This window comes from Thiomonas intermedia (assembly GCF_002028405.1).
Taxonomy (GTDB): domain Bacteria; phylum Pseudomonadota; class Gammaproteobacteria; order Burkholderiales; family Burkholderiaceae_C; genus Thiomonas; species Thiomonas intermedia.
Genome location: NZ_CP020046.1, coordinates 2589507 through 2602047 on the forward strand (window position 1 = coordinate 2589507; position 12541 = coordinate 2602047).

At 64.2% G+C, this 12541-nt stretch carries 12 protein-coding genes; 2 read left to right on the forward strand and 10 right to left on the reverse strand.

What is annotated here, in order from left to right:
• Positions 1-26 precede the first annotated feature (26 nt).
• From BVH73_RS12140 to BVH73_RS12160, 6 genes are all read right to left on the reverse strand, one after another.
• Positions 27-578 carry a LolA-related protein gene (locus tag BVH73_RS12140; protein WP_169836773.1) on the reverse strand — a complete coding sequence of 184 codons (552 nt, stop codon included), beginning with the start codon at positions 576-578 and terminating at the stop codon, positions 27-29.
• 62 nt (positions 579-640) lie between these two features.
• Positions 641-1600, reverse strand: a complete 960-nt coding sequence (locus BVH73_RS12145) for a lysophospholipid acyltransferase family protein (RefSeq protein ID WP_218919029.1) — start codon at positions 1598-1600, stop codon at positions 641-643.
• Positions 1601-1620: 20 nt separating this feature from the next.
• Positions 1621-1956 (reverse strand): ApeI family dehydratase, encoded by a 336-nt coding sequence (locus BVH73_RS15835; RefSeq protein WP_154048482.1) that lies wholly within the window; start codon positions 1954-1956, stop codon positions 1621-1623.
• Positions 1953-3338, reverse strand: a complete 1386-nt coding sequence (locus BVH73_RS12150; protein WP_154048483.1) for an AMP-binding protein — start codon at positions 3336-3338, stop codon at positions 1953-1955. Before BVH73_RS12150 ends, BVH73_RS15835 begins: the two co-directional genes overlap by 4 nt.
• 21 nt (positions 3339-3359) lie before the next feature.
• Entirely contained in the window at positions 3360-4055 is a 696-nt protein-coding gene (locus BVH73_RS12155) for a COG4648 family protein (protein ID WP_079419023.1), read from the reverse strand.
• Positions 4055-4345 carry a phosphopantetheine-binding protein gene (locus BVH73_RS12160; protein ID WP_079419025.1) on the reverse strand — a complete coding sequence of 97 codons (291 nt, stop codon included), beginning with the start codon at positions 4343-4345 and terminating at the stop codon, positions 4055-4057. The genes BVH73_RS12155 and BVH73_RS12160 overlap by 1 nt, the downstream gene beginning before the upstream one ends.
• Positions 4346-4632: 287 nt before the next feature.
• Between BVH73_RS12160 and BVH73_RS12165 the strand changes: the two genes are divergently transcribed.
• Positions 4633-6609, forward strand: a complete 1977-nt coding sequence (locus tag BVH73_RS12165; protein ID WP_079420590.1) for a DEAD/DEAH box helicase — start codon at positions 4633-4635, stop codon at positions 6607-6609.
• Between the two features lie 47 nt (positions 6610-6656).
• Complete coding sequence (locus tag BVH73_RS12170) at positions 6657-7889, forward strand: nucleoside recognition domain-containing protein (RefSeq protein WP_079419027.1); 1233 nt, start codon at positions 6657-6659, stop codon at positions 7887-7889.
• 7 nt (positions 7890-7896) lie between these two features.
• Here BVH73_RS12170 and BVH73_RS12175 read toward each other — a convergent pair whose 3' ends face one another.
• The 4 genes from BVH73_RS12175 to BVH73_RS12190 form a co-directional block, all read right to left on the reverse strand.
• A complete protein-coding gene (locus BVH73_RS12175) occupies positions 7897-8442 on the reverse strand; it encodes a hypothetical protein (protein WP_079419029.1) in 546 nt (181 codons plus the stop codon).
• Positions 8443-8592: 150 nt separating this feature from the next.
• Positions 8593-10032 carry a nucleobase:cation symporter-2 family protein gene (locus BVH73_RS12180; protein WP_079419031.1) on the reverse strand — a complete coding sequence of 480 codons (1440 nt, stop codon included), beginning with the start codon at positions 10030-10032 and terminating at the stop codon, positions 8593-8595.
• 41 nt (positions 10033-10073) lie between these two features.
• Positions 10074-10802 carry an aspartate/glutamate racemase family protein gene (locus tag BVH73_RS12185; protein WP_079419033.1) on the reverse strand — a complete coding sequence of 243 codons (729 nt, stop codon included), beginning with the start codon at positions 10800-10802 and terminating at the stop codon, positions 10074-10076.
• Positions 10802-12313 carry an NCS1 family nucleobase:cation symporter-1 gene (locus tag BVH73_RS12190; RefSeq protein ID WP_079420592.1) on the reverse strand — a complete coding sequence of 504 codons (1512 nt, stop codon included), beginning with the start codon at positions 12311-12313 and terminating at the stop codon, positions 10802-10804. The genes BVH73_RS12185 and BVH73_RS12190 overlap by 1 nt, the downstream gene beginning before the upstream one ends.
• Between the last annotated feature and the right edge of the window lie 228 nt (positions 12314-12541).

The window sequence follows — 12541 nt, forward strand, 5'->3', positions numbered from 1 at the left end:
AGGCCAGGGCTGCACGGCGGCGGAGGTCATGGCACAGGCTGCTCGCGCAGGGTCATCAGCGAGCTGTCGCCGTCAGCCTGCTGCACGGCGATGGTCTGCACCTGCCCCTGTCGGCCTGCGATCTGGATGCTGCGCACACGGGTGCGCGCCTTCGCATCGACCGGCACCAAGGTGAGTTTCCAGTGAGTCGCGGGACCCTTAAGCGTGGTGGTGTAGTCGCGTTGCAGTGCCCTGCGGTCGCCATTGAGTGTCGCGCGGATGCTGTTGATCAATACGGCGATGTCGGGATGGTCTCGCAGGTCGAACTGATGGCTGCGCCCGTCCATTTCGACCGTCACTTGATTGGCCTGCAGGATCAAGGTCTGGGCCTTGGGCTTGAGGGTGCGCATTTCAAGAAAGTCAGGTGCAGCAAAACGCAGCTCGCCCGACGATTCGACCGGGGCATCGAGCATGGCAAGCGTCTTGGTCTCCACGAAGCTGGCGCGGTTGGCCGGATGGCTGGCCAGGGCTTGCATCAGGGTATCGAGCGTCCAGTCCGCAGCCATCGACCAGGACGATAGGCACAGCAGGCTGCTCATCAACGCGGCGCGAAGAAGCGCACCTGGCGCAAAGCGGTTTGAGCGTGAAAGGGGGCGTTTCGTCATGGCTCGGCGGGGCCGGCGGCTTCTGCCTCGGGGCCCCTCCAGAAATCATAGAAATTGAACCAGTTGTAGGGGGCCTCGCGGCAACGGTCTTCGAGACGCTGCACGTACGTTTGCAGGGCGCGATCGATGGCGTCGGAGCGTTCGCTGCGGTCGTGTTCCGAGAAATCCGCCAATCGCTCGAAGTGCACCTCATAACGGTTGCCACCTCGATAGATGCCGAACATCAGCACGACGGGCCGCTTGAGGAGAGCGGCAATACGCATGGGGCCTCGGGGCCAGGGCGCCGCCTGTCCCAAGAAAGGAAGGGTGGTTGTGCTGTCGTCATGCAGGGAACGGTCGGCCAGGATGCCCACCATGCCGCCCGCGTCGAGCCGAGCCTGAAGGCGAAGCATGGCATCGAAACGCCCGAGGGGAATGATGTCCTGCGCGGCGGCGGGGTTGATGGCATGCAGGGCAGCGTTGATCTTGCGGGCGTTGTCGGGGTACATCAACAGCGACACCGGCGGTGCGGCAACGTGCTTTGCGATGGCGCGCAGCACTTCGAAGCTGCCGAAATGGGCTCCCATGAGGAAAGCGCCTCTTCCTTGGGAGAGTACCGACTCCATCACCTCGGCGCCGTGGACCTTCAGGTCGAACAGGTCCCGACGGTCATTGAGCAGGTAGACGCGATCGTGGATGGTCGAGGCGAAGCTTAGTACATGCCGATAGCCGTCGGCCCAGTTGGCATCACGTCCCAGGACGCGTTTGAGGTACTGGCGCGAGGCGCGCCGGGCACCCGGCGCGAAAAGCACGAAATACACGGCGATGCCCCTGAGCACGACGCGCGCAATGCGGCGTCCGAGGCGCAGTGAAATCCAGGTCATCAGACGCAGCATGTGGCGGTTGCTTCGCTCGTGTTCCTGCATCCAGGAGGTATCGCCCCCAGGGTTGCGGGCATCCTCTTGCGAAGGGACCATGGGGGATGCGCCCGGCTCGTTCATGGACTGGCGACGCGCCGTGGGGGCTCGGTCATGCTGTGCACCTGGCCGGAGGCGACCAGACGCGCGCCATCGACCGTGTGCAGGCGAAAATGCCACTGCCCGGTGGCATCGGTGCTGTGGCTGAGCTGAAGGGATTGCCCCGGTTCGACCGGGCTGATGAACTTGGTGTTGACGATGCGGCAATGACCTTCGTCCAGGCCCCGGACGAGGCAGAGCCGCTGCAGCACCGCATCGAGGAGCAGGACGCCAGGCACGATGGGGCGCCCCGGGAAGTGTCCCGGGAAGGCGGGGTGATCCGCGCCGTAGGTGGGCAGAATCTCGGTGCAGGTCATGGCTGAGCGGTCGTCCTGTGAGCGAACTCCGTCGCCAGGGCCTGCAGTACGGTGCGGGGCAGCTTGCCAGTCGGGTTGCGAGGCAGAGCATCCATCATGATCAGCGGCCGCGGCAGGAATGTCGGCTCGATGCGCAGGCGCAGCGCGGCCATCACTTCGTCTTGCGGCAGGCCGGGCGCCACGACAAAGGCCATGAGTCGCTGGACGCCTGCGGCAGTGTCGTCGTCGGGCATGTGAAACGCGCCGTCCTTCACGCCGGGTATGTCGAGCAGCTGGTGATTGAGATGGGCGATCGAGCTGCGCTTGCCGGCGATGTTGACCATATCGGCATGGCGTCCCAGCAGCCGGAACCGCTGGGCATCGCGCTGGTCGATGTGGTCGCTCAGTGCAGTCGGCTCGGACAGATGGCCGCCAAGCGCCCAGATCTGACCTTGGGCCGTTTCCTGAAGGGTCACCTCGGGGAAAAGCGTCCAGAGTTCCGTTCTGGCGGTGCGACGCGTGGCGATCTGTCCGGTTTCGGTTGAGCCGTAGATTTCCAGCAGGGGCGCGCCGAGATGTTGTTCCAGTGCGGTGGCCAGTGGACTGTCCAGCGGTGCGGTGGCACAGAGGACCATGGCGATGGGCGGCAGACTGACCCCGGAATCCATCAGGGCGCGCAGATGCACCGGGGTGGACACCAGCAGGCGCGGCGAGGGCACATCGGCCAGGGCGGTTGCGATGTCTGCCGGGTAGAACGGATGGGCGGCGCTGAGCACCGCGCCGCCCTGCAGCGCCAGCAGCAGGGTGGACTCGAAGCCGTACATGTGCTGCGGTGGCACCGTGCCTACGATCTGCAGCGGACCACATTGCGCTTCTTCGCGGATTCTTGTCGCGCCGGCCTGAACGCAGTGCGACAGCGCCCCCCAGGTCTTGGCATGGGCCTGCGGCGCGCCGGTGGAACCTGAAGTAAATACCTTGGCGACGCACTGATCCACCGGCATCGTCGGCATCGCCGGCATCGCCGGCATCGCCGGCATCGCCGGCATCGCGGCACCGGCGCCAGCGATGTGCTCGGGAAAACGCATGAACGGCAGATCGAGCCCTCCGGGCGCGTCGCCGAGGTGAAACAGGTCGGGGGCGAGCTCACGCAGTTGCGCCACCGTATCGGGCGTACGTGTCGAGGGCAGCAGACTGACGCGCCCACTGCTGACGGCCGCAGCAAAACCGACACAAAATTCGTAGCGGTCTGAACAGGTATTGAGAACGTGCCTCCCTTCGGGCATGGCGGCGGCGAGCTGCTCGACTTCGCACAGAAACTCTCTGACTCGCACAGGGCGCCCCTGACGCCAGGCGAAAAGGTCATCGGGCGATTTGAAGTCGGCGAGCAGGGGCAGGGTGGGCATGGGCGGCCTGGTCGTGGGGCTTCAGCGAAGTTCGCTTGTTCGCGCGCGCGCCGGTTGCACTTTCGCAGCGTGCCGGTGCTGGTTGTAGTGCCAATAAGCGCGGATCGCCGCAATGGGCCCTGATCGCTCGTGTGCCGGTACCAAAATGCGGCGCACTAGGTATTCCCCCACAAACATCGCCAGCATGAGCAAAGGACTCACGACATTGGCGAAGACGGCCCAGAGCGACAACGGGGTGATGACGAACACCAGAATCGAGGTGAACGCCATAAGACAGAAAAACAGAGTCCAGGCCCAGGTGACGCCCCGTGTGTAGTGACGCACCAGGGGTGAAAGGGTTCCATGGGCCATCAGCGCGAACCGGCTGACCAGCGGCGTTTGTCCTTCAAGCAGGGTTCGTCCGAAGACCCAGGCGAGCAGCCCCATCATGCCCGCATACTCGGCCAGAAAGGCCAGGTTGTAATGGCGTAGCAGCAAAGCGCGCTGAGACCACATCGCGCCGAGCAGCAAGACCAGAAGGAACAGCGCCACAGCGCGCCGTTCGGCCTGCCAAGCCATCCATGTCACCATCAACAGGGTGGGCGCCGTCGCAGCCGCCGCGCCGAATGCGTTGGGCTCGGGCAGACGTGCTCCGATGAAGGACAGGACCGGAAAGGCGGCAAGCAGGATCCCGATCAAGGCGCGGGGCAGCCACCCAGCGCGCGCAGCGGGGTTCATTACGCCCCTCTCATGGCAGCAATGTGATCGGCGAGATGCCGCAGCGAACTGAAGATGCGCTGATTGTCGGCGTCGTCTGCCCGCAATTGCACGCCGAATCGTTTGGAAATCACCAAGGCGATCTCAAGGATGTCGATGGAGTCCAACCCCAGCCCTTCGCCATAGATCGGAGCGTCCGGATCGATCCGGTCGGCTTCGACGTCGAGGCCAAGAGAGGTCACGATGAGCTGCGAAATCTCGTGGATGAAGGCAGGATCGGCGGATTGTGAGGGGAAATCAGACACGGACATGGAGGCAAGCAGGCGGTGGCACAGCGTTGGGTGTGCATCTCAAACTGGGGCGGAGTATAAAAGATGGGGGTGGGTCCGATGCCGCCGCGAGTCGGCAGGGCAGACGCCGGTTTGTCACTGTTTTTTGCTGCCAGAACCAACGTGTTACTCACGATAGGACCCCGCATCGCAGGTGGTGGAAAGGAGCTGTACCGATGGCTTTGGAGCCTGCGCTCCTTCGTCCGGATTCTTATCGGGGCCGCCTTCGCGCGCACAATGGAGGTTTAGCCGTCTTCAAGGCCAACATCATGACTTCCCAAGAAAACTCCCCCTTTGCCGAACTCGGCTTGCCTGAACCGCTGTTGCAAGCCCTGCGCGATGTGGGGTATGAAACTCCGTCGCCCATTCAGGCGGCCACTATTCCGCCGTTGCTGGACGGGCGCGACGTCCTGGGTCAGGCCCAGACCGGAACGGGCAAGACGGCAGCGTTTGCGCTGCCCATCCTGGCGAAGATCGATTGCAGCGCCCGGCATACCCAGGCGCTGGTGCTGGCGCCCACGCGTGAACTGGCCATTCAGGTGGCCGAGGCCTTTGCGCGCTATGCCACTCATCTGCCGGGTTTCAACGTACTGCCGATCTATGGCGGGCAAAGCTACATTCCGCAGCTCGCCTCGCTCAAGCGAGGCGCGCATGTGGTGGTCGGTACGCCGGGGCGCATCATCGATCACCTGGAGCGCGGCACGCTCAAGCTCGATCAACTGGCGCACATGGTGCTCGACGAGGCCGACGAGATGTTGCGCATGGGCTTCATCGACGACGTCGAGTCCATCCTGCAGAAGACGCCGCCGCAGCGGCAGGTGGCGCTGTTTTCGGCGACCATGCCTGCGGCCATCCGCCGGATTGCGCAAACCTATCTGCGCGATCCGCAGGAGATCACCATCAAGGCGGCCACGACCACGGCCACGCACATTCAGCAGCGCTACTGGATGGTCAGCGGTCTGCACAAGCTCGACGCGCTCACCCGCATCCTGGAGGTCGAGCCTTTCGACGGCATGATCATCTTCGCCCGCACCAAGCAGGCGACCGAGGAATTGGCGGAAAAGCTCGCGGCGCGCGGGTTCACCGCGGCCGCGCTCAATGGCGACGTGCCGCAGGCGTTGCGCGAGCGCATGGTGCAGCGGCTCAAGGACGGTCAGCTCGACATCCTCGTGGCCACCGATGTGGCGGCGCGGGGGCTGGACGTCGAGCGCATCAGCCATGTGGTGAACTACGACATCCCGACCGATACCGAAAGCTATGTGCACCGCATCGGCCGCACCGGCCGTGCGGGGCGCAGTGGCGATGCCATTCTGTTCGTCACCCCGCGCGAGCGGCATTTGCTGCGCGCCATCGAGCGGGCCACGCGCCAGCCCATCACGCAGATGCAACTGCCCAGCACCGAAGCGGTCAACGACAGCCGCATCAACCGCTTCATGGACCGCATCACCGAAGCGCGGGAGCAGGAGGGACTGGAGGATTATCAGCGGCTGGTCGAGCGTTACGAGCAGGCGTTCGACATTCCGGCCATCGAGATTGCCGCCGCGCTGGCGCGCATGGTGCAGGGCAACAAGCCTTTGCTGATGCGCCCGGGCAGTGAGCCCGCCTACAGTGCAGAATCGTCGCCACCTCGCCGCGAGCGCGAGCCGCGCGAAACCCGCGAGCCGCGCACGGCTCGTCCCGCGCGGCCCTCACGTGAGGAGACGTCGGCGGCACGCGCTCCGCGTGAGCGCGCCAAAGCCCGCGATCTCGACGATTTCACCCAGACTCTGATGCAGGCGCGTGAGGCGGCTGATGCCGCGCCGCATGAGGCGCCTGCGGAGACCGCGCCGCGCGCCGAGCGCACGGCGCGTGGTCCGCATGGCTCGGGCGATCTGCGCTTCGAAACCTATCGTGTGGAAGTCGGTCGCGATCACGGTGTGGAGGTGCGCAATCTGGTCGGCGCCATCGCCAACGAGGCCGGGTTGGAGAACAAGCACATCGGCAATATCGCCATTCGCGGCGACCACAGCTTCGTCGAACTGCCCGAAGGCATGCCCAAGGATGTGTTCCGCACCCTGCAGAAGACCTGGGTGGGCGGACGGCAATTGCAGCTCAGCAAGGCGGAGCCGGTGCGCGATACGGGCGGCCGGGAGCGTCCGGCGACGCGAGCGCCCGCGCGGCGTTTCGACTCGGGCGATGCGTCGACTGCGCCCAAGCGCCGCGCCGCGCCGATGCCCGGCGGCAAGTCGTTCAAGCGCAAGCCTTGACGCGACTGGGCGACGCAGGGGCCTAAGGCGCTTCGTCGGCTGAACGGATGCTCAACCGTCTCTGGCTTGGCTTCTTTCTGGTGTCGGCCGGGGCGGCGCTGGCTCGCTGGGCTCTGGGGGATGCGGCGGTGTTCGCCGCCATGACCGAGAGCCTGTTCGCCATGGCCAAGCTCTCGGTCGAGGTCATGGTGCTGCTGTTCGGTACCCTCACCCTGTGGCTGGGCTTGCTTCGCATCGCCGAGCGCGCGGGCTTGGTCGAACTGCTGGCGCGTGCGCTGGGGCCCCTGTTCAGGCGGCTGATGCCGGAGGTGCCGCAGGGGCATCCGGCCATCGGGCTCATCACACTGAATTTCGCCGCGAATGTGCTGGGCCTGGACAACGCCGCCACGCCCATCGGCCTGCGCGCCATGCGCGAGTTGCAGACGCTCAACCCCAGTCAGGACACGGCCAGCAACGCGCAGATCCTGTTCCTGGTGCTCAACGCCTCGTCGTTGACGCTGCTGCCGGTGAGCATTTTCATGTACCGCGCACAGCAGGGAGCGCCCGACCCCACGCTGGTGTTTCTCCCCATCCTCATCGCCACCAGCGCATCCACGCTGGCGGGCCTGCTCAGCGTGGCCTGGATGCAGCGACTCAAACTGTGGGATCCTGTGGCGCTGGCCTACTTGGGCGGCGGCGCGCTGCTGCTGGGCGCGCTGCTCGCGGGGCTGGCCACGCTCAGCGCGGCGGCGCTCGCCAGCGTCTCGGCGCTGGTTGGCAATCTGGTGCTGTTCGGCGTCATCCTCGCCTTTCTGCTGGCAGGGGCGGTCAAGCGGGTACCGGTGTACGAGGCCTTCATCGAAGGCGCAAAAGACGGTTTCGGCGTGGCCCGCGACCTGCTGCCCTATCTGGTAGCCATGTTGTGCGCCGTGGGAGTGCTGCGTGCCTCGGGCGCGCTGGGCTATGCGCTCGAAGGCATTCGCTGGGCGGTGCACGGGCTCGGGATGAACACCGACTTCGTGGCTGCACTGCCCACGGCCCTGGTCAAGCCCTTCTCAGGCAGTGCCGCGCGCGCCATGCTGATCGAGACCATGCAGCACTACGGTGTGGACAGCTACCCGGCGCTGCTTGCGGCGACGATGCAGGGCAGTACCGAGACCACCTTCTACGTAGTGGCGGTGTATTTCGGGGCGGTGGGCATACGCCGGGTGCGCCACACCGTTGGTTGCGCGCTGGTGGCCGATCTGGCGGGTGTGGTGGCCTCGATCGTGGTCTGCGCCTGGTTCTTCGCTCCGCGCTGAGGGTGTATCACTGACGCAGTTGGCGCAGCAGTGCAACGGCCTTGACCTCGCCGTGTTTGGCCACCAGCGCGGCCTTGATTTCGGGGAGCAGGGCAATCAACTGATCGGGCGTCTGGCATTGTTCGATTTTGAGCTGCATGCTGTAAGCCTTGATCATTCCCAGATTCGCACTCACCAGACCGTTGAGCTGTTGGTAAAGGCGGGAAAAATCGGCCGTGACGTCGGTGTGCTCGGGTGCCGTGCGGGTATCGAGATTCAGTTCCGACGGCAGCTCGTCGTCGTCATGCAGGAAGGAATCGCTCGCTTCGACCGGCGTCGGCGCAGGCGGGGGCGGCGGGGCCGCGGGTGCCGCGATCAGGCCCAGGGCGAGCAGTTGCTGCAATGCGTCTTGCGGCGCGGAAATCGAACCGATCAAAGCCTGCAACGCGATGACGTCGCGCTTGCCGTCCACCATCAGCAACACATTGCGCAGGGGCCGCGAGTGCAGCAGATTCTGCTTCGCGATTTCGCGCTGTCCCAGCTCGGTCTTGAAGTAGAGGATGTCTGGACTCATCGATGATCTGCTTTATGGCCGAATGGCGCTTGCCAAAGCGAGCTGTCGCGCTCATGGCCGAGAACGATGCGTCGAGTGTAGAGGAGTCGATGCGTGGCTGGCAGCGGGCCGTACAAGAGGATCGGCTGGGCCGGAACAGAGGCGAAGGGTTCAGTGCAGGCTGCCCGCGCCTTCTGCGGCGCGCCGCGAGGCTCCCGTGTCTGCAACATAGCCATTGAAAAACAGATTCAACCCTGCGGCAACGATAGTGCTCAGCAGAATACCGCTGTGCAACAGTGGGGAAAGTGCGGCAGGGAAATGAAGAAAGAACTGCGGCGCCACCAGGGGAATCATGCCAAAACCAATCCCGAAGGCCACGATCAGCAGATTGTGCCGATTCGTCTTGAAGTCCACCCCGCCGAGAATGCGAATGCCCGTGGCCGCCACCATGCCGAACATGGCCAGCCCAGCTCCGCCCAGCACAGCCTGGGGCACGGCGGCAACCAGCGCGCCCAGTTTGGGGATGAGCCCGAGCACCAGCATGATGAGCCCTCCGGTCACCGTAACCCAGCGACTGCGCACGCCGGTCACGCCGACCAGCCCGACGTTCTGCGAGAAGGAGGTGTAGGGAAAGGTGTTGAAGACGCCGCCGAGCACGGTACCCAGGCCGTCCGTACGCAGGCCACGGGCCAGGGCGGCGCGGTCAATGGTGCGGCCGGTCATCTCGCCCAGGGCGAAGAACATGCCGGTGGACTCGACGAACACCACCAGCAGCACGGTACACATGGTCAACACGGGCACGAGTGCGAACTGCGGCAGGCCGAACTGGAAGGGCAGGACGAGATGAAAGGCATCGGCCCGCGCCACGTCGCCGAAATGCATCTGCCCGAGCGAGGCCGCGAGCGCGCAGCCGGCCACCAGCCCCAGCAAGACGGCAACATTGCCCAGAAAGCCGCGTCCGTACTTGCTGATGAGCAGAATGACGATCAGCACGAACAGCGCAATGCCCAGCCCTTGCAGCGACGCATAGGCCGGATTGGCCGTCATCGCGCCAGCGGCAGCGCCCGGTGTGGTGTCGGGAATCATCGGCTTGAGCCAGGCGCCGCCCACGGCCCATTCGATGCCGACTTTCATCAGCGAGACGCCGATGATGGTGATGACCGTGCCCGTGACCACGGGCGGAAAGAGCCCGAGCAGCCGACAGGCCAGCGGAGCCATCAGCATGCCGAATAGGCTCGCGGCGATGACCGCGCCGAAGATGTCCGGCAGGCCCATGCCGGGTGTGGTGCCGATGGCGATCATCGGGCCGACCGAGGCGAAGGTCACGCCCATCATCACTGGCATGCGGATGCCGAACCAGCGTGTCATGCCGGCTGACTGGATGATGCTCACCAGACCGCAACAGAACAGGTCGGCACTGATGAGCAGCGCCAGATGCTCGGGGGACAGTTTGAGCGCTGCGCCGACGATCAGGGGTACGGCCACCGCGCCGGCATACATCACCAGCACATGCTGCAGGCCGAGGGCGAGCAGTTTGGGCGGTGGCGGTACCGTGTCGACGGCGGAAACGGTGGGCGATGCAGGAGACGGTTCGGGCGTGATGGAGGGCATGGCGACGACCTCGCGAGAGTGGGTGGGCAGTGTCCTGGCGGCTACCTTGCGATACGGGCCAGACCGCATAGCGGCTTCACGGGCGGTGGGGCCCATGGCCCCAGCTTGCTGGTTTTCAGTCCGAGCGTGGCCAGAGATTCGGCGAATTTGACAGCCACAGACACGCCGTCGATGACCGGCACGTCGAGTTCGGCCGAAAGCCAGCGGCACAGGTCGGTCATGCCGGCACAGCCCAGCACGATGGCCTCGCTGCGGTCTTCCTGCAAGGCCCGCAGGCATTCGTCGCGAATCAGTGTCCGGGCGTTCTTGGACGGGTCTTCCAGGTCGAGGACGGGAACGTCGGCGGCGCGCACGTTCTTGCAAAAGCGCTGCATGCCATAGCGTTCGGCCAGATGCCATGCCATGCCCGTGGTACGCGCCAGTGTGGTGACCACGCTGAAGGAAGGCGCCACCAGACTGGCCGCATGCATGGCGGCTTCCGCGATGCCGATCACCGTACCCTTGGCGAGTTCTCGCGCGGCTTCAAGGCCCGGATCACCAAAGCAGGCTATGACGTAGGCGTCATAGCCTTGCGCTTCCCCATCCTGAATGCAGCGCAACAGGCCAGGCACACACAGCGCCTCCTCGGTATGGCACTCGATGGAGGCTGGAGAGTCCGTCGGGTTGACGGCAGTGACCGTGGTGCCGGGCGCCGCGACCTCGGTGGCGACGGCGCCGATCTTGGCCGTCATGCTGGCCGTGGAATTGGGATTGACGATCAGGATTTTCATCAGTGCGGAATAGGTTTTGAGGTGCCGTGGATCACGACATAAAGCAGCATCCCAAGCCCGCAACCGATGAACCAGGTGAAGTTGGCGAAGCTGGAGAACGCAGGGATCAGCACCATGAGCACGGCGATCAAGGCCGCTGGAATGAGCGCGGCAACGGCCTTGAGGTTGACTCCGCCCGCATACCAGTATCGGCCTTCGGGCTCCATGCTGTAGAGCGAGTCGATGTCGATGCGCTGCTTTTTGATCAGGTAGTAGTCGGCGATGAGAATGCCGAACAGCGGCCCAATGAAGGCGCCCAAAATGTCGAGGGTGTAATGGATCATCGTCGGGTTGTTGAAGATGTTCCACGGCGTGATGAAGATCGAGCCGACCGCAGCGATCATGCCGCCCATGCGCCAACTGATTTTCTGCGGAGCGACATTGCAGAAGTCAAACGCGGGCGGCACGAAGTTGGCCACGATGTTGATGCCCATGGTGGCCAGCGTAAAGGTCATCGCGCCCAGGACCACGGCAAAGGTGCTGTCGATGTGGCTCACCGTCTCGACCGGGTCGGTGATGAGTTTGCCGAACACCGGCAGTGTGGCCGCCGTGGTGATCACGGTCAGGATGGAGAAGCCAAGAAAGTTGACCGGCAAGCCCCAGAAATTGCCTTTCTTCACCGCTTTCATGCTTTTGTTGTAGCGGGCGAAGTCTCCGAAGTTCAGCAGAGGCCCGGAGAAATACGAGACCACGAGTGCAATGGCATTGATCATCACGGGCAGTGCCTGCAGACCGGTGAACTTCACCGAGCCGAGATTCAGGTCGATGTGCGCCCAACCCGCCTTGGCGACCAGGTAAACAGTCAGCGCGGCCATCACGACATAGACCGCAGGACCTGCCCAGTCGATGAACACCCGAACCGCCTCCATGCCCTTCCAGAACACCAGGGCCTGCAGCACCCATAGCACCATATAGGCCGCCCAGCCCAGTGCGGACAGGCCGACGAAGCCATAGCGTCCGACATCGGCATAGGGCGCCAGGTCCGGCAGAAATTTCAGGATGACCACAATCAGGGCACTCGAAGCCAGATAGGTCTGGATGCCAAACCAGGCGAAGGCGATGAGGCCCCGGATGATGGCCGGAATGTTGGCGCCCAGCACGCCGAAGGATGCGCGGCTTATGACGGCATAGGGTACCCCGCACACCTGGCTGGGTTTGGCGACCAGATTGGCCAGTATCTGCACGATGACGATGCCCACCAGCAAACAGACCAGCACCTGCCAGCTTGCCAAGCCCAGGGCGAACAGACTTCCCGCCGTGATGTAGCCACCGACGCTGTGCACGTCGGACATCCAGAACGCGAAGATGTTGTAGGCACCCCAACGCTGAGTTTTCAAAGGGGCCAGTTCGGCATTGACCAAGCGTGGGTTGTAGCCGGGTTTGATGAGGATGTCGGTTGAGGATGCGTGAGGCGGGGTGGGGGCTCCGGCATCCAGGGCGTCGGTTGAAGCATTCACAGAAAGCACCTCCAGTCGAGTGTGTCGCAAAGTTAAGGCCGCCGTTTTCTGCTTGAGGGTCGGCGGCTCTTCGGGTTTGACAACGTCAGTTGGGTAACGAGTCAATCCATTTTGTATGCAATATCTGTGCCTGTGCTGCGGGGCTCAGGCAGCGGTCAATGAGGGCCTGACTTCATTGACCGCTGCCAGTTCGGCAAGCATCTCAACCAATCATCTGAAAATGCCGACACTTCATCTGAGAAA

Bases quoted from the DNA above. Each gene is read 5' to 3' on its own strand.
- BVH73_RS12140 (WP_169836773.1), bottom strand. From the start codon at position 578: ATGAGCAGCCTGCTGTGCCTATCGTCCTGGTCGATGGCTGCGGACTGG.
- BVH73_RS12145 (WP_218919029.1), bottom strand. From the start codon at position 1,600: ATGGTCCCTTCGCAAGAGGATGCCCGCAACCCTGGGGGCGATACCTCC.
- BVH73_RS15835 (WP_154048482.1), bottom strand. From the start codon at position 1,956: ATGACCTGCACCGAGATTCTGCCCACCTACGGCGCGGATCACCCCGCC.
- BVH73_RS12150 (WP_154048483.1), bottom strand. From the start codon at position 3,338: ATGCCCACCCTGCCCCTGCTCGCCGACTTCAAATCGCCCGATGACCTT.
- BVH73_RS12155 (WP_079419023.1), bottom strand. From the start codon at position 4,055: ATGAACCCCGCTGCGCGCGCTGGGTGGCTGCCCCGCGCCTTGATCGGG.
- BVH73_RS12160 (WP_079419025.1), bottom strand. From the start codon at position 4,345: ATGTCCGTGTCTGATTTCCCCTCACAATCCGCCGATCCTGCCTTCATC.
- BVH73_RS12165 (WP_079420590.1), top strand. From the start codon at position 4,633: ATGACTTCCCAAGAAAACTCCCCCTTTGCCGAACTCGGCTTGCCTGAA.
- BVH73_RS12170 (WP_079419027.1), top strand. From the start codon at position 6,657: ATGCTCAACCGTCTCTGGCTTGGCTTCTTTCTGGTGTCGGCCGGGGCG.
- BVH73_RS12175 (WP_079419029.1), bottom strand. From the start codon at position 8,442: ATGAGTCCAGACATCCTCTACTTCAAGACCGAGCTGGGACAGCGCGAA.
- BVH73_RS12180 (WP_079419031.1), bottom strand. From the start codon at position 10,032: ATGCCCTCCATCACGCCCGAACCGTCTCCTGCATCGCCCACCGTTTCC.
- BVH73_RS12185 (WP_079419033.1), bottom strand. From the start codon at position 10,802: ATGAAAATCCTGATCGTCAATCCCAATTCCACGGCCAGCATGACGGCC.